Annotated in this window: 21 protein-coding genes; 10 read left to right on the top strand and 11 right to left on the bottom strand. The window is 65.2% G+C overall.

Going from position 1 to position 22374, the window contains the following annotated elements; all coding sequences use genetic code 11:
* Window positions 1–7: 7 nt before the first annotated feature.
* Both F3J43_RS00590 and F3J43_RS00585 read right to left on the bottom strand, forming a co-directional pair.
* Complete coding sequence (locus tag F3J43_RS00590; protein WP_166882883.1) at window positions 8–541, bottom strand: cytochrome b; 534 nt, start codon at window positions 539–541, stop codon at window positions 8–10.
* Window positions 538–1608 carry a catalase family peroxidase gene (locus tag F3J43_RS00585; protein ID WP_166882882.1) on the bottom strand — a complete coding sequence of 357 codons (1071 nt, stop codon included), beginning with the start codon at window positions 1606–1608 and terminating at the stop codon, window positions 538–540. The genes F3J43_RS00590 and F3J43_RS00585 overlap by 4 nt, the downstream gene beginning before the upstream one ends.
* 134 nt (window positions 1609–1742) lie before the next feature.
* Between F3J43_RS00585 and F3J43_RS00580 the strand changes: the two genes are divergently transcribed.
* A complete protein-coding gene (locus tag F3J43_RS00580; protein WP_166882881.1) occupies window positions 1743–2261 on the top strand; it encodes a sigma-70 family RNA polymerase sigma factor in 519 nt (172 codons plus the stop codon).
* Complete coding sequence (locus tag F3J43_RS00575; protein WP_166882880.1) at window positions 2258–3010, top strand: anti-sigma factor family protein; 753 nt, start codon at window positions 2258–2260, stop codon at window positions 3008–3010. The genes F3J43_RS00580 and F3J43_RS00575 overlap by 4 nt, the downstream gene beginning before the upstream one ends.
* On the opposite strand, the gene F3J43_RS00570 is transcribed toward F3J43_RS00575, so the two are convergent.
* Both F3J43_RS00570 and xthA read right to left on the bottom strand, forming a co-directional pair.
* Entirely contained in the window at window positions 3000–3416 is a 417-nt protein-coding gene (locus tag F3J43_RS00570) for a LysR substrate-binding domain-containing protein (RefSeq protein ID WP_166882879.1), read from the bottom strand. The genes F3J43_RS00575 and F3J43_RS00570 overlap by 11 nt on opposite strands.
* 611 nt (window positions 3417–4027) lie before the next feature.
* Window positions 4028–4840 carry an exodeoxyribonuclease III gene (xthA, locus tag F3J43_RS00565; RefSeq protein WP_166882878.1) on the bottom strand — a complete coding sequence of 271 codons (813 nt, stop codon included), beginning with the start codon at window positions 4838–4840 and terminating at the stop codon, window positions 4028–4030.
* A 163-nt stretch (window positions 4841–5003) separates the two neighbouring features.
* Here xthA and F3J43_RS00560 point away from each other — a divergent pair, with 163 nt between their 5' ends.
* From F3J43_RS00560 to F3J43_RS24230, 3 genes are all read left to right on the top strand, one after another.
* The gene (locus tag F3J43_RS00560; RefSeq protein ID WP_166882877.1) at window positions 5004–5654 is read left to right on the top strand and encodes a GNAT family N-acetyltransferase; all 651 of its coding nucleotides are present in this window, start codon (window positions 5004–5006) and stop codon (window positions 5652–5654) included.
* Window positions 5655–5761: 107 nt separating this feature from the next.
* Complete coding sequence (locus F3J43_RS00555; RefSeq protein ID WP_205297547.1) at window positions 5762–7450, top strand: autotransporter assembly complex protein TamA; 1689 nt, start codon at window positions 5762–5764, stop codon at window positions 7448–7450.
* A gap of 5 nt (window positions 7451–7455) precedes the next feature.
* Window positions 7456–11121 carry a translocation/assembly module TamB domain-containing protein gene (locus F3J43_RS24230; protein WP_205297546.1) on the top strand — a complete coding sequence of 1222 codons (3666 nt, stop codon included), beginning with the start codon at window positions 7456–7458 and terminating at the stop codon, window positions 11119–11121.
* 85 nt (window positions 11122–11206) lie between these two features.
* Here F3J43_RS24230 and F3J43_RS00545 read toward each other — a convergent pair whose 3' ends face one another.
* Complete coding sequence (locus F3J43_RS00545; protein WP_286184306.1) at window positions 11207–11581, bottom strand: Mor transcription activator family protein; 375 nt, start codon at window positions 11579–11581, stop codon at window positions 11207–11209.
* Between the two features lie 465 nt (window positions 11582–12046).
* Between F3J43_RS00545 and F3J43_RS00540 the strand changes: the two genes are divergently transcribed.
* Window positions 12047–12235: a hypothetical protein gene (locus F3J43_RS00540; protein ID WP_011533313.1), complete on the top strand. Its 189-nt coding sequence runs from the start codon at window positions 12047–12049 to the stop codon at window positions 12233–12235.
* Between the two features lie 36 nt (window positions 12236–12271).
* On the opposite strand, the gene F3J43_RS00535 is transcribed toward F3J43_RS00540, so the two are convergent.
* A complete protein-coding gene (locus F3J43_RS00535) occupies window positions 12272–12637 on the bottom strand; it encodes a fe2+ zn2+ uptake regulation protein (protein WP_166882873.1) in 366 nt (121 codons plus the stop codon).
* On the opposite strand from F3J43_RS00535, the gene F3J43_RS00530 reads away from it, so the two are divergent.
* Complete coding sequence (locus F3J43_RS00530) at window positions 12636–12824, top strand: hypothetical protein (protein ID WP_166882872.1); 189 nt, start codon at window positions 12636–12638, stop codon at window positions 12822–12824. The two genes, F3J43_RS00535 and F3J43_RS00530, sit on opposite strands and share 2 nt — an antisense overlap.
* Window positions 12825–12882: 58 nt before the next feature.
* Entirely contained in the window at window positions 12883–15195 is a 2313-nt protein-coding gene (pvdQ, locus tag F3J43_RS00525) for a bifunctional acylase PvdQ (RefSeq protein ID WP_205297545.1), read from the top strand.
* An 88-nt stretch (window positions 15196–15283) separates the two neighbouring features.
* Here pvdQ and F3J43_RS00520 read toward each other — a convergent pair whose 3' ends face one another.
* Both F3J43_RS00520 and F3J43_RS00515 read right to left on the bottom strand, forming a co-directional pair.
* Window positions 15284–16006, bottom strand: coding sequence for a UDP-2,3-diacylglucosamine diphosphatase (locus F3J43_RS00520; protein ID WP_166882871.1), 723 nt, complete (start codon window positions 16004–16006; stop codon window positions 15284–15286).
* The gene (locus F3J43_RS00515) at window positions 16003–16503 is read right to left on the bottom strand and encodes a peptidylprolyl isomerase (RefSeq protein WP_166882870.1); all 501 of its coding nucleotides are present in this window, start codon (window positions 16501–16503) and stop codon (window positions 16003–16005) included. Before F3J43_RS00515 ends, F3J43_RS00520 begins: the two co-directional genes overlap by 4 nt.
* Before the next feature lie 258 nt (window positions 16504–16761).
* Between F3J43_RS00515 and F3J43_RS00510 the strand changes: the two genes are divergently transcribed.
* A complete protein-coding gene (locus F3J43_RS00510; protein WP_166882869.1) occupies window positions 16762–18465 on the top strand; it encodes a glutamine--tRNA ligase/YqeY domain fusion protein in 1704 nt (567 codons plus the stop codon).
* Window positions 18466–18474: 9 nt separating this feature from the next.
* Window positions 18475–19857 carry a cysteine--tRNA ligase gene (cysS, locus tag F3J43_RS00505; protein WP_166882868.1) on the top strand — a complete coding sequence of 461 codons (1383 nt, stop codon included), beginning with the start codon at window positions 18475–18477 and terminating at the stop codon, window positions 19855–19857.
* 48 nt (window positions 19858–19905) lie between these two features.
* Here cysS and F3J43_RS00500 read toward each other — a convergent pair whose 3' ends face one another.
* The 3 genes from F3J43_RS00500 to F3J43_RS00490 all read right to left on the bottom strand — a co-directional run bounded on the left by F3J43_RS00500 (window position 19906) and on the right by F3J43_RS00490 (window position 22357).
* Complete coding sequence (locus tag F3J43_RS00500) at window positions 19906–21483, bottom strand: sensor domain-containing diguanylate cyclase (RefSeq protein ID WP_205297544.1); 1578 nt, start codon at window positions 21481–21483, stop codon at window positions 19906–19908.
* Between the two features lie 88 nt (window positions 21484–21571).
* Window positions 21572–22051 carry a hypothetical protein gene (locus F3J43_RS00495; RefSeq protein ID WP_166882867.1) on the bottom strand — a complete coding sequence of 160 codons (480 nt, stop codon included), beginning with the start codon at window positions 22049–22051 and terminating at the stop codon, window positions 21572–21574.
* A 150-nt stretch (window positions 22052–22201) separates the two neighbouring features.
* Complete coding sequence (locus F3J43_RS00490; RefSeq protein ID WP_166882866.1) at window positions 22202–22357, bottom strand: hypothetical protein; 156 nt, start codon at window positions 22355–22357, stop codon at window positions 22202–22204.
* Window positions 22358–22374 lie beyond the last annotated feature (17 nt).

Here is a 22374-nt window from a genome sequence, read left to right as displayed (position 1 = left end):
GCGCTGCTCATTCACCGCGGCGCAACGGACCAGGCCACATGCTGTGCAAGATACCGTCGCGACGTACCAGGGCGTGGACCAGGGCTGCCGCCAGGTGCAGCAGCACGGTGGCGAACAGCAGGTAGCCGGCCCAACTGTGGGCCTGGCGCAATACGGCGTACAACTGCAAGTCGTGCGGGGCGATCGCAGGCAGCTGCAATGGGCGTGGATAACCACCGGCCGAGAGCATCGCCCAGCCCAGCAGCGGCATGCCCAGCATCAGGCCGTACAGCAGCAGGTGCGAGGCGCTGGCGGCCAGGCGCTGGAGGCGCGGCAGGTCGTCGGGCAACGCTGGATGGGGCAGGGCCAGGCGCAGGGCGATGCGCAGGAGCACCAGCAGCAACAGGGCCAGGCCGGTGGCCTTGTGCAGCTCGACCAGCAGCGGATGCCGGGGCGACAGATCGCCAACCATGCTTGCACCGATGAACAGCATGGCCAGGATCAGCACGGCCATCGTCCAGTGCAGCAGGCGGGCCATGGGGTGGAAGGCGGCGGGGGTCATGGCTGGGCTCCTTCGCTCAGGGCTTCGTGGCTGCGGCGGTTGAACGACACCGAATAGGCGGCCGAACGGGCGGCGAGGATCGGGTCGGCGGAGGCTTCGATGCCGTTGGGCAGGATCAGCGGGTCGAAGTTCAGGTCACGACAGGCGCCCTGTTCGGGGGCATCGACCTGGGTCAGCACCAGGGTGCCGGCATCGAGGCTGCGACGTTCGACGGGCCACGGCCTGGCCGGATCGTCCACCGGGTCGCCAGGCTCGGCCAGGGTCAGGCGCAGGGTCCAGCGCAACGGGCCGTGGGCCAGGCGCTGGGCCAGGTCGTGCTGGAGGAACTGGCGGTCATCGACCTGGGCGGGCAGGGCCGCGAACGGTGTCTGTGGCTCCAGCGTCCAGCGCACCGGCCGGGCCTTGCCATCGGCATCGATCAGCTTGAAGGCGTTGATGCTGTGGTAGGCGGTACTGGCGAAGCTGTCGCTGGCGCGGTAGCTGGCCGCCCACTGGCGAAAGGCCAGGCTTTCCGGGTGAGCGGCGAAGAATGCCTGCAGTTTCGCCGGGTCGGGCTTGCCGGTGGCGGGATCCGGGGCGCTGGCCAGCACCTGCTGGTAGAACCCTTCGGGGGTGCTTACGGCCAGTACCGGCGGGTTGTTCATGCCGGTGCGCCAGACCTGCCCGTCGTCGCTGCTCAATTGCAGGGCCAGGCTGCGCACCGACACGGCGGTGTCCGGGGCGAACGGGTTGGCGCCGCCGATGGCGAAGCGGCCGATCACCGGTACCTGGGGCTGGCTGAATACTCGGGCGCTGGACAGGCTGGCGGCCTGGCCGCTGCTCTGGAAGTAGCCGCTGACGCACAGGCCCTTGGCGTGGTTCTTGCGGTAGCCAGGGTGGTGGCCGGCCAGGGCCTCGAAGGTGTCGATGATGCGCTGTGGTGTCAGCGCCGGTGCGCCGATCCAGCCGGCGGCGTAGGCGAAACCCGCGCCCAGGGCGGTGATGACGGCGCCAATGGCGGCCAGGCGCAGGGCCTTGGCGGGGCCTTGGAGAGGGCCTTGGAGAGGGCCGTGATGAGGCGTGTGCATGGGACAGTCCGCTCGCTGTGGAATGAGCCGGTACGACGGGGGTGGTTGAAGATTATTCCCGGCCGGGGGAATAGATTCCGGGTTGCCGCGTCTGCCCATTACACTGACAGGCCATTGGGGCCCGGGATCCGACCATGCATGAACTGGACGACCAACAATGGCGCGAGTTGCTGCAGCGCCTGCGGCGCTTCGCCTTGTGGCTGACCCGTGACGCCAGCAGCGCCGACGATCTGGTGCAGGCCACTGTCGAGCGCGCCCTGGGTCGCTGGCGCCAGCAGCGTGAGCCAGAACGCCTGCGGCCGTGGTTGTTCACCATCCTTTATCGGCTGTTTCTCGATGCCAGGCGTCGCGAGCGCCTGCATGTCCGCTGGTTGGCGCTTTTCGGCCGTGGCCAGGCGGCGGAGCCAATGGGCGCCGACACCGAGAGCATCGTGCTGGCCCAGGCCGACCTGCAGGCCTTCGCCCGGCTGTCGACCGAGCAGCGGGCATTGCTGCTGCTGGTCAGCGTCGAGGGGCTGAGCTACAAGGAGGCCGCGCAGGCCCTGGGCATTCCCATCGGCACGGTGATGTCGCGCCTGTCGCGCGCACGTGCGGCCTTGCGTGACCTGACCGAAGGCAACCCGCCACCCCCGGCTTTGCGGAGACTCAAATGAAACGCCTTGCCCCTACCGAGCATGAGCTGCATGCCTATGTCGACGAACGCCTGGCCCCGGCGCGCCGGGCCGAGGTCGAGGCCTGGCTGGCGGCCAACCCGCTGGAGTCGGCGCGTATCGAGGCCTGGCGCCATGATGCCCGGCGTCTGCGTGCAGCCTTGGCGGGGCTGGGCGAGCCGGCGGGTGAACCCTCGCTGGACCTGGCATCGTTGCACCGTCAGTTGCGCCAGCGGCGGCAGAGACGCCTGGCTACCGCTGCCGTGTTGCTGCTGGCGGTCGGCCTGGGCGGGCTGGGCGGCTGGCAAGCGCGGCAAGCGACCCTGGTGGAGACCGGGCTGCCGATGGCCGATGCGGTGCAGGCGCACCGTCTGTTCGCCGATGCCACCACGCTGGACATCCAGGCCGCCGATCCGGCTCGTCTGCAAGCCTGGCTCGGGCGTCATTTCAACCGTGTCGGCCAGTTGCCGGATCTCTCTGGTTATGGCCTGCATCCCGTTGGCGCGCGGTTGCTCAGCAACGAGGCGGGGCCGGCGGCGCTCCTGGTGTTCCAGGATCACAGCGGGCAGCGTATCAGCCTGTTCCTGCGCTCGCCTGGCGAACACTTCCGGCGCATGCCCAGTGGCCAGCGCACCGATGGCCAGTTGGAGGCGCGCTATTGGTCCCATGGCGACTACAACTTTGCCTTGGTCAGCGCCGCCGCCGATCCTCGTGGCGAGCCTTTGCGCCAGGCGCTGGGCCTCAGCCTGTAAGAAGCTCGAGCAGGTGCTGGTGGTAGCGGTTGCCCAGGGTGGGTGGGGTGAACACGAAAGGCGCGTCGGCGAAATCGGCGAGGGGCACGCTGGTTTCGCAGTCCTGTGGATGGTCGGCGGGCAGGGCCAGCAGCAGGGCCAGGTCGAGCGGGTCTTCGAGCAGCATGCGTGTCAATTGCGCGGAGCTGGCTTGGTGAAGTTTCAGCTCGATGTCCGGCCATTGCTGACGAAAACGCTTCAGGCCGGTGGGCAGTTCAGGGTGGCCGGCCAGGGCGAGACTGCCCAGGCGCAACTCGTCGCTCTGGCCCTGGGCTATCCGCCGGGCCTGATGCACACCGTGTTCGAGGGTCAGCAGGGTGGCACGGGCGGTGGTCAGCAACTGCACGCCGGCAGGTGTCAGGCGCACGCATGGGCAATTTCGGGTTACGCGGTTTGAGGAAGTGGGGGATGTGGATTATCCGCGGGATTTGCGGGGGGCGGCGGGATCTGGGGGAGCTGGCGCAGCGGTGGGAGGAGGTGGTTGGGTTGCGGGAGTGAAGTTGGGCGATTTTGCGCCCTTGCGGCGGGTCACTTCTTGTCAAGCGCGACAAAAATTAACCAAGAAACGCAGCGCTCCGTTCATCCGGCCCTGCGCTCCTGAAGTCGCGAAGGTAAGGGTGGCGACTGGGATGGTGCAGCTGTCGCTAGCAGGGCTTCGTGTGATCTTGCCGGCCCAATCGCAGGCTTCGCCAGCTCCCACATTTTCACCGCTGGTCGCCCAGCCTTCTCGCTATTCGCCGCTGGTCTCCTGGTTCCTGGCCGGCAGGCCTCCGGCTGTGGGAGCTGGCGAAGCCTGCGATGGGGGCCGAAGACCATACATCTACAACACCTATTGCGGCTTCAGGGGGGCGCGCTGGCCCGAAAGGCGCCGTAGCGAGGGGACCCGAAGCGAAGGGGTCGGATGATGGAGCGGGGCGGCTTTGGTTACTTTGGCCGCGTCCAAAGTAACCCGCCGTTGAACTGTCCCCAAAAAAGACCTCAGTTCAACTCCAACCAGATCGGCGCATGGTCCGAAGGTTTCTCCATCCCCCGCAGTTCATAATCGACCCCAGCAGCCTTGATCCTGGGCACCAACCCCTGCGAAGCCATGATCAGGTCGATCCGCAGCCCACGCTTGGGCTCATCCTCGAATCCTCGGCTACGGTAGTCGAACCAGCTGAACCGATCGCTGACCTCCGGATACAGGTGCCGGAAGCTGTCCACCAGCCCCCAGCCCTTGAGTCGCGCCATCCACTCGCGCTCCTCCGGCAGGAAACTGCACTTGCCCGTCTTCAGCCAGCGCTTGGCGTTGTCCGGCCCGATGCCGATATCGCAATCCTCAGGCGAAATATTCATGTCGCCCATCACCACCACCGGCTGAGCGTTCTCGAACTGACCTTCGAGCAGCGCCTGCAGGTCACTGTAGAAGCGCTGCTTGGCCGGAAACTTGGTAGGGTGGTCGCGACTCTCGCCCTGGGGGAAATAACCATTCATCACGGTGATCGGCGTGCCGTCACGGTCAGCGAAGGTGCCCCAGATGAAACGACGCTGGGCGTCCTCTTCATCACCGGCAAAACCCTTGAACAGCGACAGCGGCTTCTGCCGCGACAACAGGGCCACACCGTAATGGCCCTTCTGGCCGTGAAAGTGCACGTGGTAACCCAGTGCCTCGACCTCGGCCAGCGGGAACTGCTCGTCGCTGACCTTGGTTTCCTGCAGGCCGATCACGTCGGGCTGGTGCTTGTCGATCAGCGCCGCCAGCTGGTGTGGGCGCGCGCGCAGGCCATTGATGTTGAACGAGACGATCTTCATGGCAAGTCGATCCTGGTAAAAGCCACGGATGCTAGCGGACATCGCCTGCCGCGACCAGCGTGGCGCTGGCATCGGCGCGCTGCTAACGTGCTGGAAGGGGGTGAACGATACGCAGTGGAACACCTCCAAGGCACTGTACGCCCATACCAGGAGGTTTGCCGCAATGCCCGACGCCACTGCCTCACCGGCCCGGATCTGCCTGCTCGACCAGGGCTACGCCCGCGAGGTGCGCTCGCTGCTCTACCACGCCTATCGTCACGAGCCTACCTTCGCCTGGCTGTTCGAAGGCCAGCGTCCCGGTTATGAGCGACGTTTGCGGGTCATGGTACGGGAGTGGGTGCGCCAGCACTTCTACCTGCAATTGCCCGCCATTGGCCTGCTGCTCGACGACCGTCTGATCGGCGTCGCCCTGATCGTGCCGCCGCAACGCCGGCTGGGCGTGGCCGACAGCTGGGCCTGGCGCCTGCGCATGATCCTCGGCACCGGCCTGCGCTGTACCCGCCGTTACCTGGACTACCAGGCCGCGCTCGCTGCCTGCCTGCCGGGCCGACAGGTGCATGTGCTGCCGCTGCTGGGCGTGCATCCGCAGTTCCAGGGCCAGCAGCATGGCGAACAATTGCTGCAGGCTGTGCATGACTGGTGCGCCGAGGACCCCAACGCCGAGGGCGTGGTGCTGGACACCGGCAATCCGCATTACCTGGCGTTCTACCAGCGCCAGGGTTATGAAGAGATCGGGGAAGTTGCTATAGGACCAATCCGAGAACGGGTATTCTTTCATCCCAATCCAGTGTCATCCAAGGTGTCAAATCTGTGACAGGTCTTGGCTGACGCCTCCGTTTGCCGTCTCGCTCTGGTAGCATGCGCCGCATGACGTATTCAGGAAGACTTTGCTGCGGCCTGCTTTTGTTGGCCGCCAGCTCCATGGCATGGGCCCAGAGCGAATTGCTGGTGCGGGTAAAACCCGCCAACAACCCGCTCAAGGGCAATATTGAAGGTTATATCGGCAGCCTGGGTGACCGCGACGAAGAAGCGCTGCTGCGCTTCAGCCGCGGCGCCGAGGAGCAGGCGCGCAAGGCGGCCCAGGCCCTGGGCTACTACCAGGCGCGCATCAGTACCGAGGTCAAGGCGCCGCGCGACAAGGACTCCCCCCCACAACTTATCATCCGCGTGGAACCCGGCGAGCCGGTGCGCCTGCGCAACGTGACCGTGCGCATCGAAGGCCCGGCCAGCGAACTCAAGGCATTCCGCGTTCCCGACAGCCGCGTGCTGCGTCCGGGCGAGCAGCTCAACCATGGCCACTACGAAGATGCCAAGCGGCTGATCCTGAACCAGGCATCACGCTACGGTTTCTTCAATGGCCGCTTCGAGCGCCAGCGCCTGGCGGTCGATCCCCAGGCGGGCGTGGCCGATATCGAGCTGGTCTACCAGAGCGGTCCGCGCTATCGCCTGGGAGCGGTCAAGTTCGGTGGCGACACGCCGCTGGACCAGGACCTGCTGCAGCGCATGGTCTCCTTCAAGCCAGGCACCCCTTACGATTCCGAGCTGATCGCCGAGCTCAACAACGATTTGCAATCCAGCGGCTATTTCGAAGGCGTACGGGTAGACGCAGCGCCTAGCGCAGCCGTTGGCGAGGACATTCCGGTGGATGTCCGCCTTGATACTCGCAAGCCCCGTACCATGGGCCTGGGACTTGGCTTCTCGACCGACGTCGGGCCGCGCGGCAAGGCCAACTGGACCCGACACTGGGTCAACCCGCAAGGCCACAGCTATGGCTGGGAAACCGAACTGTCGGCACCTCGGCAGAACGTCGGGCTGTGGTACGACATCCCCCTCGACCCGCCGCTGACCGACAAGCTGCGTTTCGCCGGTGGCTACCAGAACGAAGAGATCGCCGGCACCGACAGCCTGAGCAAGCTGCTCACGGTCGGCCCAGAGTGGCACAGCAAGCTGCCCAGCGGCTGGCAGCGGGTGATTTCGCTCAAGTACCAGCGCGAGGAGTATCGCCTGGGCGACGACTCCGGCTTGAGCAACCTGCTGATGCCCGGCGTGAGTTTCTCCTACCTGCGCAGTGACAACCGCATCGACCCGCACAACGGCTATCGTCTGCAGTTCGACCTGCAGGCCGCCAAGGAAGGCCTGGGCTCGGACACCAACCTGGTACACGGCAACGTGTTGCTCAAGGGCCTCACTACCCTGGGCCAGAACCACCGCTTCCTCGGCCGCGCGCAGTTCGGCGGCAGTGCTACCAACGGCTACCAGCAGAACATCCCGCCGTCGCTGCGCTTCTTCGCCGGTGGCGACCAGAGCGTGCGTGGCTATGACTACCAGACGCTGTCGCCGAGGAACAACAAGGGCGACCGCATCGGTGGCCGCTACCTGGTGGCTGGCAGCGTCGAGTACCAGTACTCGATCGCCGAGAAATGGCGCCTGGCGACCTTCGTCGACCAGGGCAACTCGTTCAATTCGCTGGAACTGCCCAGTCTCAAGACCGGCGTCGGTATCGGCGTGCGCTGGGTATCGCCGGTCGGTCCCCTGCGCCTGGACCTGGCCCACGCGCTTGACGACGACGGTGGCTTCCGCCTGCACTTTTCCATGGGGCCCGAGCTGTGACACGCGTGATCAAATCCATCGTATTCGGCGTGCTCGGCCTGTTGCTGCTGAGTGTGCTGGCGCTTGGCCTGGTGCTCGGCACCCAGGCGGGCAGTGGCTGGGTGCTGGGACAAGTACCGGGCCTGCAGGTCGACGACTTCAGCGGGCGCCTGGGCGGCGATTGGCAAGCCAGCCGATTGCGCTGGGTCGACGGTGACAACCAGGTCGAGGTGCAGGCGCCGCAGCTGGACTGGTCGCCTGCCTGCCTGCTGCGTGCCACCCTGTGCGTGGAGCGTCTGCAGGCCGAGCGTGTCGACATGGCCTTTGCCCCGGGCGAGGACAAGGCCGATAGCGGCCCGCTGCAGTTGCCGGCGTTGCGACTGCCCTTGGCCATCGAAGTGGATGAAGTCAAGGTCGGTCAGTTGCGCCTGGACGGCAACGAACTGCTCGGCGACCTGCAACTGGCAGCGCATTGGACCGCCTCCGGCCTGCAGGTCGACAGCCTGCAACTGCGTCGAGACGACCTGCGCCTGGCGCTGCAAGGCACGTTGCTGCCACAAGGCGACTGGCCTCTGACGCTGCAGGGCTCGTTGCAGCTGCCCCCGGTCGAAGGTCAGCCCTGGCAGCTGGCTTTGAACGTCAAAGGCGATTTGCAGAAGACCCTGGGTATCGATGCCACCAGCAGCGGCTATCTCGACGCTCATCTCGAGGGCGAACTGCAGGCACTGGCCGAGCACCTGCCAGCGCGCCTGAACCTCCGTGCGCAGGCATTCAAGGCAGCGGCCAGCCTGCCTGACACGCTGCAACTGAACCAACTGCGTCTCGATGCCCAGGGTGACCTGCTCAAAGGTTACCTGTTGAGCGGTTCCGCCATGCTCCCCGCCGAACAAGGCCCGGTCGGCCTGGTGCTGGCCGGCAAGGTCGATGCCAAGGGCGCCCGTCTGGACGCGCTGGACCTCAATGCCAGTGACACCCAGCGCCTCAAGTTGCAGGCCAGCGCCGACTGGCAACAGGGCCTGAGCGCCGACGCCTCCCTCGACTGGCTGGATTTCCCCTGGCTGCGCCTGTACCCGCTGGAGCAGGCGCCACAGGTCACGCTCAAGCGTCTCAACGCCCAGGTGCAGTATCGCGACGGGCACTACAAAGGCGCTTTCAACGGTGACCTGGACGGCCCGGCAGGCGCGTTCAGCCTGGCCAGCCCATTCGACGGCGACCTCGGCCAGGTGCGCCTGCCGCAACTGGCGTTGCAGGCGGGGCAGGGCAAGGCGGCGGGTAGCGTCGCCCTGCGCTTCGCCGACACCCTGGCCTGGGACGTCGACTTGCAGCTGTCGGCGCTCGATCCGGCCTACTGGCTGGCCGAGCTGCCGGGCACCCTGGCCGGGCCGTTGCGCAGCCAGGGCGAATTGAAGAGCGATCAGCTCAGTCTCAAGGCGCAACTTGACCTGAAGGGGCGTCTGCGTGGCCAGCCTGCGCAACTGAAGGTCGATGCCGACGGTGCCGGCGACCACTGGACCCTCGGCAGCCTTGCGGTACAACTGGGTGACAACCGCATCCATGGCAGCGCGAGCCTGCAGCAGCGCCTGGCCGGGCGGGTCGATCTCGATCTGCCGCGCCTGGGCCAGCTCTGGCCACAACTGCAAGGGCAGGCCAAGGGGCGTCTCGACCTGGCGGGAACCTTGGCGGCGCCGCAAGGCAGCCTGGTGTTGCAAGGGCAGCAATTGGCTCAGGCCGACAACCGGGTGCAGCGGTTGGACCTGGACGCTCGGCTGGATGCTGCCCAGCGCGGGGTAGTGATGCTCAAGGCCGGCAATATTCGCCTGGGCGACACCACCCTCGGCAACCTCGATGTCCAGGGCAAGGGCGACATTCGCCAGCAGGCCGCGACCCTGGCCCTGGAAGGGCCGCAGCTCAAGCTCGACCTGGGGCTGGACGGCACCCTGGCCAAGGGCGACTGGCGTGGCCGCCTGGCCAGCGGCCGGATCCAGGCCGGCGGCCAGGACTGGCAGTTGCAGGCTCCGGCACGCCTGCAGCGCCTGGCCAGTGGTCAACTTGACTTTGGCGCTCACTGCTGGCGTTCCGGCCAGGCCAGCCTGTGCGGCGAAGACCAGCGCCTGGCACCGGAGCCACGCCTGCGCTACCACCTCAAGCAGTTCCCGCTGCAGAGCCTGGCGCAATGGTTGCCCAAGGACTTCGCCTGGCAGGGCCTGCTCAATGCCGACATCAACCTGGATATCCCGGCCAGCGGGCCAAAGGGCAACATCCGTGTCGACGCCGGTGGCGGCACCCTGCGCGTGCGTGACAACGGCCGCTGGGTCGACTTCCCCTACCAGGCGTTGCGCCTGGACAGCACCCTGGCGCCGCGTAGGATCGATACACGCCTGGATTTCCGGGGTGAACGCCTGGGCGAGCTGAGCGTCAATGCCCGACTCGATCCGTTGGGCCGCAACAAACCGTTGAGCGGCGATTTCCGTCTGTCCGGGCTGGACCTGTCGATTGCCCGGCCATTCCTGCCGATGGTGGAGCGCCTGTCCGGCCAGCTCAATGGCAGCGGGCAGCTGTCGGGCAGCCTGCTGGCGCCCCAGGTCAATGGACACATTGCCCTGAGCGGTGGTGAAGTCGCTGGCGCCGAGTTGCCGGTGAGCCTGCGCGAGCTGTCGTTGCAGGCACAGATAGCCGGCGAACAGGTGCTGCTCAAGGGCGACTGGCGCAGTGGTGAAGCCGGGCGCGGAGCCCTGGACGGGCACCTGACCTGGGGGCAGGCGCTGGGAATGGACCTGCGACTGCAAGGGCAGCAACTGCCAGTGAGCGTGGAGCCCTATGCCGCGCTGGAAGTGGCGCCTGACTTGACTATCCGTCTGGTCGACGAGCGCCTCGCGGTCAGCGGCAAGGTGCGCGTGCCCAAGGGCAAGATCACCGTGCGCGAGCTGCCACCGTCGACGGTCAAGGTCTCGGACGACACGGTGATCGTCGGCCACCAGACCGAGCAGGGCAAGCCGCCCATGGCCGTGGCCATGGACATCGACGTCGAGGTGGGCAGCGACACACTGTCATTCAAGGGCTTTGGCCTGACGGCCAATCTGCTGGGGCATGTGCACATCGGTGACAACCTCGACACCCGCGGCGAGCTGAGCTTGGCCGATGGCCGCTACCGGGCCTATGGTCAGAAGCTGACCATCCGCCGGGCGCGACTGCTGTTCGCCGGTCCGATCGACCAGCCGTATCTGGATATCGAGGCTATCCGCCAGGTCGACGATGTGATTGCCGGTATCCGTCTGAGCGGCAGCGCCGAGCAACCTACCACCAAGGTATTCTCGGAGCCCGCGATGAGCCAGGAGCAGGCGCTGTCCTACCTGGTGCTGGGACGCCCCCTGGGCAGTTCCGGCGAGGATAACAACATGCTTGCCGAGGCCGCGCTAGGACTGGGCCTGGCGGGCAGCGCAGGGATCACCGGCAGCCTGGCATCGAATCTGGGGATCCAGGACTTCCAGCTCGACACCCAGGGCTCGGGCAATACCACCAGCGTGGTTGCCAGTGGCAACCTGACCGAGCGCCTGAGCCTGCGCTACGGTGTCGGCGTCTTCGAGCCGGCCAACACCATTGCCTTGCGCTACAAGTTGAGCAAGAAGGTCTACCTGGAAGCGGCCAGTGGCCTGGCCAGTTCGCTGGACATCTTCTACAAGCGCGACTTCTAACCCCCCTCCTGCACACACGCGAACGCCGGCTCCATAAACGGGCCGGCGTTCGTGCAGGCGTTCCTGTTGCGGATCTGCAAGGTGTTCAGCGCACCTCGCAATCCTGGCGGCGAATATTGCCGATCTGGCGCAGGCTCAGTCCGTATTTGTCGGCCAGCAGGCTACGCGACAGCCCGTTGGCACTTTCCCGCTGGATCTGCAGGTTGCGCAACTGACGCTGGAAGTGGTCCACCTTGGGGATTTCCAGCGCCATGCCGGCATAGCGTTGAATCAGTGCATCCAGTGCTTCGGCCGGCAGTACGTCGGCCAGCTTGGTGCGAGCGCGGTGCTTGGGGATGTACTTGGGGCGCCCGCCGAACGCACAAGTCAGGTTGTAGGCATTTTCAAGGCCGATGCACTCGATGAGCGATTGCAGCGAATGAGGCATCGAAGTCACGTCGATATCAGTCAGGTCTGGCATTTTCACGTTGTTGTTCCTTCAAATCGAGGGGGATTACCGCTGTCCGCAAGGGACATCGAATGACCGGCCGGTCGGGTGGCTTGGCTCGATTCTCGAACAGCTTCTGAAAAGGTCGCTAGGAGTGAACCGGACCGGAGCCCGTAGCCTTTACCGCTCGATGTTTGTAGGAGGCAGTTGTGTTGCGCGTGGGAAATACCTTCACCCTTATGGGGCGGGGCCCAAAACATCTAGAGAAAATTTTCCATGATGGCACTTTGGGTGCTTATCCCTAGGCAAGCTCAAGGGGAAGTCATTCCAATGGACCGGCAGCCTGCAACCGCAGGCTAGTCGCTGGTCAATGTCATTAGGAAAAGTATGAAAGCAGTTGTCGGCTGGCAGGAACTTCAGCGTGGGAGTATGTGGCGAGGTATCATGGCGGCGGCTCCGCTGGGAGCCCCATGTCCCTGATGTTGCAAGGAACCTTCGATGACACACGTGCAGCGCCTGAAATATTCGATCCTGATCATCCTCGTGGTCCTGGGCATCATGCTCGGCCTAAGTTACCTGCAGAAGCAGGGGACGATCAGCGAGCAGACATTCCAGTACATCGCCATCGCCATTGCGGTGGTCGTGGTGGTGATCAACGGGATCCTGCGGCGCAAGGTCAAGCCTTGAGGCGGACGGGCCGGCTACAGTGGGCCGGCCATGGGTTCAGCGTGTCGTGGCCGGCTGCTCGAGCACGGCCCGGGCCTGCGGGTTGAGGCTGTAGCACTTGTCGCTGCCGAGGTGGATCACCCCCTCGGCGCACAAGCGCTTGAGCACCTCGCGCACGCTCAGGAATGACAGTGGGATATCCAGCTGTTCCAGCTGCGCGTGGACACCACGCACGCCGATGCTGCGACCCTTGCGGTCGGCGTTGTGCAGGGCGTCGATCACTTTCAGGCGGATCAGGCTGGTGCGCAGGCCATAGCTGCGCAACAGCTCGCGGATCTGCTCGTTGCCGGTTCGTTCCTCCGGCCCGCCAGGCGTCTTGCCTGGGTTGCGCCCCGCCGGCAGCGAGGTGTGGGGAGTGTGCATGCGAATGCTCCTTTTCGTGGACAGTTCCAAAAGCCTGGTTGCTGAAGGCGCTGCTATTGAAAGCACAGGTTCTGAAAACATGAATGCCTCACTTCTTAAGACGAATGAGAACGGCAAAACTGCAGCCCCAATGGAAAAAAATCTGATGCCTTCAGTTGAAGACGTTGCAGTCCCTGCGGCGGCGTAAAATTTTCATCCGGCCATTCGTCTGATCGGGATGACCCCCGATTGCACGAGGAGTGCCTGTGATCTCTCTTCCACGTTCCCTGTCCCACTTCGGTCTTGCCGCAGTCCTGGCCGCCAGCAGCCTGGCTGCCCAGGCGCGCGAAGCAGGTGGCGAAGCTTCAGCGCAGATCCGCCGCACCAGCTTCGGCGTGCCGCATATCCTCGCCAGGGATGAGCGCGGTCTGGGCTACGGTATCGGCTATGCCTACGCCCAAGACAACCTCTGTCTGCTGGCCGGCGAAGTGCTGACGGTCAATGGCGAGCGCTCGCGTTATTTCGGCGGCGACGGCAAGACGCTCGAGCAGCGCGACAACCTGGCCAGCGACCTGTTCTTCACCTGGTTCAACAACCCCGCAGCGGTGAACGGTTTCTTGCAAGCACAGCCGCTGGCCGTGCGCGACCTGCTGGAAGGCTACGCCAGTGGCTACAACCGGGCCTTGGGCGAGCGCCGCGCGCAGGGCTTGCCGGCCGACTGCGGGGCAGGGGAGTGGGTGCGGCCGATCAGCAGTCTCGATCTGGTCAAGCTGACTCGCCGACTGCTCGCCGAAGGGGGCCTAGGCCAGTTCGTCGAGGCCGTCGTGGGCGCGACACCACCGCGGCTGGCAGCACAGCGTCCTGCCGTGGACTACAGCGTTGCCTTGGCGCGTCAGGCACGTTTCGCCACGGAGCGTGGCAGCAATGCGGTGGCGGTGGGGCGCGAGCGCTCGGTCAATGGGCGCGGCCTGTTGCTGGCCAATCCGCATTTTCCCTGGGTCGGCGGCCTGCGCTTCTATCAGATGCAATTGACCATTCCTGGGCAGTTGGATGTTATGGGCGCGGCCTTGCCCGGCCTGCCGGTGGTGAACATCGGCTTCAACCAGCACCTGGCCTGGACCCACACGGTCGATACCTCGAAGCATTTCACCCTCTATCGCCTGCAACTCGACCCCCAGGACGCCACTCGCTATCTCTATGACGGCCAGTCGCTGCCGCTGGAGCGCCAGCAGGTGAAAGTGGCGGTCAAGGGCAAGGATGGCCACGTGGATGAGGTCGAGCGCACGGTATACGTGTCGAAGTTCGGGCCGGTGGTGCAATGGCCAGGCCGGCTGGACTGGGATAAACAGGCCGCCTACAGCTTGCGTGACGCCAATCTGGACAACACCCGGGTGCTGCAACAGTGGTACCAGATCAATCGCGCAGGCAGCCTGGAGGCGTTGAAGGCTTCGGTGGGGCAGTTGCAGGGGATCCCCTGGGTCAACACCCTGGCGGTGGACAGCGCTGGCAAGGCCCTGTACCTGAACCAGTCGGTGGTGCCCTACGTCGACCAGGCACTGCTCGAGCAGTGCGCTGGCACCAAGGCTCCGGGGTTGCTGACGGTGCTGGATGGTTCGCGCAGCGCCTGCCAGTGGCAGGCCGACCCCCAGGCTGCCCAGCCGGGAATCTTCCCGGCGCGCCTGCTGCCCAGCCTGGAGCGGGCCGACTATGTGCAGAGCGCCAATGATTCGGCCTGGCTGGCGAATCCGGCGCAGCCTCTGAGCGGCTTCTCGCCGCTGGTGAGTCGCAGCGAGCAGCCGCTGGGCATGCGCAGCCGCTTCGCCTTGCAGCGCCTGCAAGGCAACGGCAAGCTGGGTGTTGCCGAACTGCAGCGCATGGTGTTCGACGACGAGGTCTACCTGGCCAGCCTGCTGCTGCCGGACCTGTTGCAGTGGTGCGCCGGCGTCGAGGCCGATCTCAAGGGGCTGTGCGCCAGCCTGCAGGCCTGGAACGGCAAGGCCGACCTGGACAGTGGCGTGGGCCTGCTGCACTTCGACAACCTCTTCACCGCGTTGGCGCAGCAGCCACAGATCTGGCGCGTGGCGTTCGATCCGGCGGATCCTCAGCACACCCCGCGTGGCCTGGCAGTGGAGCAGGCGGCGGTGCGCAAGTTGCTGCGCGAGGCGGCGCTGGCTTCGCTGGAGCAGGTGGGCAAGGCAGGTATCGGCGCCGATCGGCGCTGGGGGCAGATCCAGCAGGCGGCCGATGGTACGCCGGTGCCCGGAGGGCCGCAGGCGCTGGGCGTGTACAACGCGATGGTCAGCGTGCCGGTGGGGCCGGGCAAGCGTCTGGTGGTCAGTGGTTCGAGCTACCTGCAGATCGTCAGCTTCACCGAGCAGGGGCCGCAGGCCCAGGGGCTGCTGGCGTTCTCGTTGTCGAGCGAGCAGGGCTCGGTGCATGCCGGCGACCAGACCCGCGCCTTCGCGGCAGGACAGTTGCTGCCGATACCGTTCACCGAGGCGCAGATCAAGGCTGATCCGCAGTATCGACGGTCTGTCATCAGCGAGCGGGATGCGGGGCCGGTGGTCAGCGCCCAGTAAGCTCGCCGACAAGCCGGCTCATCCTCTCAGGAGCCGGCTTTGCCGGCGAACACCTGCGAGGCCGGCTCCTGCAGGAGGGGCTTGTGCTTCAGGCGAATTCGAACGGGGCCAGCTGGAAGCCCTGTTCATCTACCTGCAACGCCCAGCCGCGGCGATCCCAGTCCCCAAGCACGATGCGTCGCGCCGGCTCGCCGTCGACCACCAGCTTGTGGATCGCCGGGCGGTGGGTATGGCCATGGATCAGGGTGCGCACGGCGTGGGCCGCCATCACCTTGGGGACTTCGTCCGGGGTGACGTCGACGATCTCGGTGCTCTTCATGCGTGTCTGCGACTTGCTTTCGCTGCGCAGCTTGCGTGCCAGCTTCTGGCGCGTGGACAGCGGCAGATGCCGCAGGATCCACAGGCTCAGCGGATTGCGCAGGTAGCGGCGCAGCTTCATGTAGGCCACGTCGCGGGTGCACAAGGTGTCGCCATGCATCAGCAGTACTCGCTCGCCCCCGAGCTCGACCACGCAGGGATCATCCAGCAGGGTGCAGCCGGCGGCGGCGCAGAACGCCTGGCCGATGAGGAAGTCGCGGTTGCCGTGCATCAGGTAGATCGCCGTGCCGCTGTCGCTCAGCTGGCGCAGGGCCTGGCAGATCGACTGCTGGAACGGGGTCATGGCATCGTCGCCGATCCAGGCCTCGAAGAAGTCGCCAAGGATGTACAGCGCCCTGGCGTGGCGGGCGCGGCCGTCGAGCAGATCAAGAAACGCCCGGGTGATGTCCGGGCGTTCTTCTTGCAGGTGCAGATCGGAGATCAGCAGGATCACTCAATGATCTCGGCTTTCTCGATGATCACGTCGTCCTTCGGCACGTCCTGGTGGCCGGCCTTGGAACCGGTGGCGACTTTTTCGATGGCGTCGACGATCTCCTGGCCTTCGATCACTTCACCGAACACCGCGTAGCCCCAGCCCTGGACGTTCTTGCCGCTGTGGTTGAGGAAGTCGTTGTCGGAGGCGTTGATGAAGAACTGCGCCGAGGCGGAGTGCGGCTCCATGGTGCGGGCCATGGCGATGCTGTACTTCTTGTTCTTCAGGCCGTTGTCGGCTTCGTTCTGGATGCTGGCGCGGGTCTTCTTCTGGCTCATGCCGGCCTCGAAGCCGCCGCCCTGGATCATGAAGCCCTTGATCACGCGGTGGAAGACGGTGCCGTCGTAGTGGCCTTCCTTGACGTACTGGACGAAGTTCTCGGTGGTTTTCGGGGCTTTCTCGGCATCCAGTTGCAGGATGATGTCGCCGTGGTTGGTGCTCAGTTTGACTTTGGACATGCTTAAGTTCGCTCTCAAGGCATCGGGAATAGGGGGCGCTGGCGCTCGGGCAGCGGACGCTGCGTCGGGTGGCACGGCATGCGCCACAAGGCGCGCGGCGGTCATTCTGCCGGTTTCGGCCGACGGCTGCGACAAATAGCTGCGACAAATCGCGTCTGTTTGTCCGCGTCCGGCTGTCGGCGGCTTGACTGCTTCGGCTATGATAGGCCCTTTGATTCAATCGGCCTACCCGGCCGGACACGTGCATTCAAGGATCCTATGAGCAAGCCCACTGCCGACAACGCGCCCAACGCCGCTGCCAAAGGCGCCCCCGCCGTCCCTGCGAACTTCCTGCGGCCGATCGTCCAGGCCGACCTGGACTCGGGCAAGCACAGCAGCATCGTCACCCGTTTCCCGCCGGAGCCCAACGGTTACCTGCATATCGGCCACGCCAAGTCGATCTGCGTCAACTTCGGCTTGGCCAAGGAATTCGGCGGCGTCTGTCACCTGCGTTTCGACGATACCAACCCGGCCAAGGAAGACCAGGAGTACATCGACTCCATCCAGCGTGACGTCAAGTGGCTGGGCTTCGAGTGGGCAGGTCCGGTGCGTTATGCCTCGGACTACTTCGAGCAGTTGCACGACTGGGCCGTGGACCTGATCAAGTCGGGCAACGCCTATGTCTGCGACCTGACCCCCGAGCAGGCCAAGGAGTACCGCGGCAGCCTGACCGAGCCTGGCAAGGACAGCCCGTTCCGCGAGCGCAGCGTCGAGGACAACCTCGACCTGTTCGCGCGCATGCGCGCCGGCGAGTTCAAGGACGGCGAGCGCGTGCTGCGGGCGAAGATCGACATGGCCTCGCCGAACATGAACCTGCGCGACCCGATCCTCTACCGTATCCGCCATGCCCACCACCACCAGACCGGTGACAAGTGGTGCATCTACCCGAACTACGACTTCACCCACGGCCAGTCGGACGCCATCGAAGGCATCACCCATTCGATCTGCACCCTGGAGTTCGAAAGCCACCGCCCGCTGTACGAGTGGTTCCTCGACAAGCTGCCGGTGCCGGCGCACCCGCGTCAGTACGAGTTCAGCCGCCTGAACCTGAACTACACCATCACCTCCAAGCGCAAGCTCAAGCAGCTGGTCGACGAAGGCCATGTCGAGGCCTGGGACGACCCACGCATGTCGACCCTCTCGGGCTACCGCCGCCGCGGCTACACCCCGGCCTCGATCCGCAACTTCTGCGAGATGGTCGGCACCAACCGTTCCGACGGCGTGGTCGACATGTCGATGCTCGAGTTCAGCATCCGTGACGACCTCGACCGCACCGCGCCGCGTGCCATGTGCGTGCTGCGTCCGCTCAAGGTGGTCATCACCAACTACCCCGAGGGCCAGGTCGAGCAGCTCGAACTGCCGCGCCACCCGAAGGAAGACATGGGCGTGCGCGTGCTGCCGTTCGCCCGCGAACTGTACATCGACCGCGACGACTTCATGGAAGAGCCGCCCAAGGGCTACAAGCGCCTGGAACCGGCCGGCGAGGTGCGCCTGCGCGGCAGCTACGTGATCCGTGCCGACGAGGCGATCAAGGACGCGGACGGCAACATCGTCGAGCTGCGCTGCTCGTACGACCCGGACACCCTGGGCAAGAACCCCGAGGGTCGCAAGGTCAAGGGCGTGATCCACTGGGTGCCGGCCGAGGGCAGCGTCGAGTGCGAAGTGCGCCTGTACGACCGCCTGTTCCGCTCCGCCAACCCGGAAAAGACCGAAGACGGCGGCAGCTTCCTCGACAACATCAACCCCGATTCGCTGCAGGTGCTGAGCGGTTGCCGCGCCGAGCCGTCGCTGGCCCAGGCCCAGGCCGAGGACCGCTTCCAGTTCGAGCGCGAAGGCTACTTCTGCGCCGACCTGAAGGACAGCCAGCCGGGTCGTCCGGTGTTCAACCGCACCGTCACCCTGCGTGACTCCTGGGGCAGCTGAGGAACCGCCGTGCTTTCGATCTACAACACGCTGAGCAAGACCAAGGAAGCCTTCAAGCCGCTCGATGGCAACAAGGTGCGCATGTATGTCTGCGGCATGACCGTGTACGACTACTGCCACCTTGGCCACGGCCGCAGCATGGTGGCCTTCGACCTGGTCACGCGCTGGCTGCGCAAGAGCGGCTATGAGCTGACCTATGTGCGCAACATCACCGACATCGACGACAAGATCATCAACCGGGCCAACGAGAACGGCGAGTCGTTCGACGCGCTGACCGCCCGCATGATCGAGGCGATGCACGAGGACGAGCGGCGCCTGAACATCCTGCCGCCTGACCAGGAGCCCCGTGCCACCGACCATATCGCCGGCATGCACGCGATGATCCAGACCCTGATCGACAAGGGTTACGCCTATGCCCCGGGCAATGGCGACGTGTACTACCGCGTCGGCAAGTTCGCAGGCTACGGCAAGCTGTCGCGCAAGAAGATCGAAGACCTGCGCATCGGTGCCCGCATCGAGGTCGATGAAGCCAAGCAGGATCCGTTGGATTTCGTGCTGTGGAAGGGCGTCAAGCCGGGCGAACCGTACTGGGATTCACCGTGGGGCCCGGGCCGTCCGGGCTGGCACATCGAGTGCTCGGTGATGTCGACCTGCTGCCTGGGCGAGAGCTTCGACATCCATGGTGGCGGCAGCGACCTCGAGTTCCCGCACCACGAGAACGAGATCGCCCAGAGCGAGGCGGCCACTGGCAAGCCGTACGCCAACGCCTGGATGCACTGCGGCATGATCCGTATCAACGGCGAGAAGATGTCCAAGTCGCTGAACAACTTCTTCACGATCCGCGACGTGCTCGACAAGTACCATCCGGAAGTGGTGCGCTACCTGCTGGTGGCCAGTCACTACCGCAGCGCTATCAACTACTCGGAAGACAGCCTGCGCGACGCCAAAGGCGCCCTCGAGCGCTTCTACCACGCCCTGCGTGGGTTGCCACGGGTCGAGGCCAAGGGCGGCGAGGCATTCGTCGAGCGCTTCAGTGCGGCAATGAACGACGACTTTGGCACGCCCGAAGCCTGCGCCGTGTTGTTCGACCTGGTGCGCGAGATCAACCGCCTGCGCGACAGCGATGTCGATGCCGCCGCGGGCCTGGCGGGTCGCTTGCGTGAGTTGGGCGATGTGCTGGGTGTGCTGCAGCTCGATGCCGACGACTTCCTGCGAGCGGGGGCCGAAGGCAAGGTCGACGCCGCCGAGGTCGAGGCCCTGATCCAGGCCCGCTTGCAGGCGCGTGCCGACAAGAACTGGGCGGAGTCCGATCGTATCCGCGATCAGTTGACCGCGATGGGCGTAGTGCTGGAAGACGGCAAGGGTGCGACTACCTGGCGCCTGGCCGACTGATCCGGATCGCCGCCCCTGTACCCGGCGGGTGCAGGGGCGGCGGCTTGCTCAGGGGCTCGGAGGGGCGCAGCGCACCTGGTTGCGACCGTCTTGCTTGGCGCGCTGAAGCTCCCGTTTTGCGGCAGTCAATGCGTCGTTCGGCGGCTGCTGGACGTGCGCTGCCCAGTGCGCAACACCCAGTGACACGGTGATCGCGCCCACTGGCTCGATCACTGTGTCCTGGACTGTCCGACGCAACCGTTCGGCCACCTCGGCCGCCATGGCGAGGCTTGTGTCTGGCAATACCATCAGAAATTCCCCGCCACCCGTGCGGCATAGCACGTCACCCTCGCGACACATCGGCCGCATCAGTTCAGCCAGGCGGCGCAGCACTGTATCCCCGACCTTGTGCCCGTGCTCATCGTTGATTCGCTTGAAGTGGTCGGCGTCCAGCGCGATGGCGCAGAAGTCGCGCCCCTCGGCTTTTAGCAGTGACAGGTTGAACGCCAATCCGTGGCGATTCAGCAGCCCGGTCAGGGGGTCGGTCTGGGTGTCGCGGTTGAGCCGTCCGGCGCGCTCCTGCAGCAGGTTCGGGACGAACAGCAGGGCCCGCTTGAGTTCGGCGACCTCGAAGTACCAGGCGTGGACTCGATGGAGGTGTTCGGAGGTTTCGACACGATCAAGGTTGTGCGCGCCGTCGGCCAGTTGCCATAGCGGGCGGACGATGATCAACGTCAGCCACCACAGCAGCAGGAAGCCTAGCAGCGCCAAGGGCGCAGAGCTGTAGATCACGCTGAGGAGCAGGTGCTGCAACGGTTCCATGGTGGCTCGCAGCGGTTGCTGGGCGACCACGCCCCAGCCGGTGCTCGGTACCGTGGCGAAGCCGGCGAGCACTTCCACGCCACGGCTGTTGATCAGGCGTTGTGTGCCGTTGCCCTGGGTGGGTAATTGATCGATCAGAGTGTTGCTGTCCATCAGTGTGCCGATTCGCCGGGTATCCGGGTGGTAGAGGAGGCGACGGTTGCGGTCGACGACATAGAGGTAGGAGCCGTCCTGGTAGTAATGACCGGCAAGCAGGTTGCTCAGGAAATTGTGCTCACGCAAGTAGAGGCTGCCGCCCATGAATCCGAGGTAGTTGCCCGCCGCGTCATGGATCGGCTGCGACAGCACCACCATCAGGTTGTTGGCCGGCGAGAGGAACGGCGTGGACATCAGCGGGCGGCGCTCGCGCAACGCCTCCTGGGCGCCTGGGGACGTCACGAGCGTGCCGACCAGATGCTGCAGCGACGTGGGCGAGACGGCCAGCATGCGGCCCTGGGCATCGACCAGGAAGGTCGAGTTGAAGGCATTGCTCTGCTGCAGGACGCGTTCGGTCTCGGCCTGCAGCGCCCCGACGTCACTGAGCTGCCGACCTTGTACCTGGGTGCTGTAGGCCAGTTGTTTCAGTGCATTGGAGAGAAAGGTCTCGGTGATCGCCGCCAGTTTGGCGGCGTAGACGCGATTGGCTTCCAGCGAGTTGGAGATCAGCAACTGGCGCTGTACACGGTTGTTGGCATAGTAGCTGGTCGCCGTCATCAGCATGACGGTGAGGGTGCAGAGCACCAGGATGAGCGTGCGCAGGCGCAGGCGGCGTTTGGTGTATGACAATCTCTGGCTCGCAGCGAGGGATGGTGGGAGATGACCATACTCGCCACAGCCTACCCAGCCTGTAGGCAAAGACTGTCTGTTGTGTAGGCTAGCGGGCGCTTTCCTCCAGTTCGCCCAGCGCGTCCTCGACTTCCTGCATCCGCTGCTTGGCCAGGGCCTGGACCTTCGGATCGCGGGCGCTTTCACGCATCAGGCCGGTGAGCTTCTCGCTCAGGCGCTTGCCTTGCTCGGTCTCGCCGAAGGCGCGGGCCTTGGCCGGGTCATGGGTGGCGGCGACGATGAGATCGAACTCGGCATCGCTGAAGTGTTCCTCGCTATACAGCTTGAACAGGTCCTGGCGTTGATCCTCGACGGTCAGGTGCTGGCGCAGCACCTCCTTGATCCGGGCCTCGGGGACCTGGCGGTGGGTCATGGCCAGCAGTTGGGCCATCCGGTCGATGTTGTGTTCATAGGCTTCCTGCAGCGGCAGGTTGGCGAGGATCTTGTCTTCGCGGGAGGGTTTCTGGTCGCAGGCGGCAAGGGCGACGCACAACAGCAGGGGTAGCAGCAATCGGGGCGAGCGGAGCATGGCGAAGGCCTTGGGCACGGGGAGAGCGTGAGTGTACTGCATGCAAGGCCAGGACTTGGCGAGGCGGCACGACACAGTGGACATCGAATGCAATCGTACTACGTGGTACACCTGTGTCACGTGCGTGCCGGGCTGGGTGGCATGGCGCGCTCAGGGCTGGAAAGGGTTGCGCAGACGCACCCAGACGATCGCCGGCAGCGCCATCAGCAGCCATTTCAGGTAGCGGTTGATGTCGTAATGCTCACAGACGGTACCGATGATCGTGCAGACCACCACCACCGCGAGAAACGGCAACATTCTTTCCATCAGTTGAAATCCATCAT

Source organism: Pantoea sp. Cy-639, from assembly GCF_011752525.1.
Classification (GTDB): Bacteria; Pseudomonadota; Gammaproteobacteria; order Pseudomonadales; family Pseudomonadaceae; genus Aquipseudomonas.
This window is presented reverse-complemented; position numbering and strand designations above follow the sequence as displayed.

Coding starts and splice junctions, on each gene's coding strand:
- F3J43_RS00590 (WP_166882883.1), bottom strand. CDS start 541: ATGACCCCCGCCGCCTTCCACCCCATGGCCCGCCTGCTGCACTGGACG.
- F3J43_RS00585 (WP_166882882.1), bottom strand. CDS start 1,608: ATGCACACGCCTCATCACGGCCCTCTCCAAGGCCCTCTCCAAGGCCCC.
- F3J43_RS00580 (WP_166882881.1), top strand. CDS start 1,743: ATGCATGAACTGGACGACCAACAATGGCGCGAGTTGCTGCAGCGCCTG.
- F3J43_RS00575 (WP_166882880.1), top strand. CDS start 2,258: ATGAAACGCCTTGCCCCTACCGAGCATGAGCTGCATGCCTATGTCGAC.
- xthA (WP_166882878.1), bottom strand. CDS start 4,840: ATGAAGATCGTCTCGTTCAACATCAATGGCCTGCGCGCGCGCCCACAC.
- F3J43_RS00560 (WP_166882877.1), top strand. CDS start 5,004: ATGCCCGACGCCACTGCCTCACCGGCCCGGATCTGCCTGCTCGACCAG.
- F3J43_RS00555 (WP_205297547.1), top strand. CDS start 5,762: ATGGCATGGGCCCAGAGCGAATTGCTGGTGCGGGTAAAACCCGCCAAC.
- F3J43_RS00545 (WP_286184306.1), bottom strand. CDS start 11,581: ATGCCAGACCTGACTGATATCGACGTGACTTCGATGCCTCATTCGCTG.
- F3J43_RS00540 (WP_011533313.1), top strand. CDS start 12,047: ATGACACACGTGCAGCGCCTGAAATATTCGATCCTGATCATCCTCGTG.
- F3J43_RS00530 (WP_166882872.1), top strand. CDS start 12,636: ATGCGAATGCTCCTTTTCGTGGACAGTTCCAAAAGCCTGGTTGCTGAA.
- F3J43_RS00535 (WP_166882873.1), bottom strand. CDS start 12,637: ATGCACACTCCCCACACCTCGCTGCCGGCGGGGCGCAACCCAGGCAAG.
- F3J43_RS00515 (WP_166882870.1), bottom strand. CDS start 16,503: ATGTCCAAAGTCAAACTGAGCACCAACCACGGCGACATCATCCTGCAA.
- F3J43_RS00510 (WP_166882869.1), top strand. CDS start 16,762: ATGAGCAAGCCCACTGCCGACAACGCGCCCAACGCCGCTGCCAAAGGC.
- F3J43_RS00495 (WP_166882867.1), bottom strand. CDS start 22,051: ATGCTCCGCTCGCCCCGATTGCTGCTACCCCTGCTGTTGTGCGTCGCC.
- F3J43_RS00490 (WP_166882866.1), bottom strand. CDS start 22,357: ATGGAAAGAATGTTGCCGTTTCTCGCGGTGGTGGTGGTCTGCACGATC.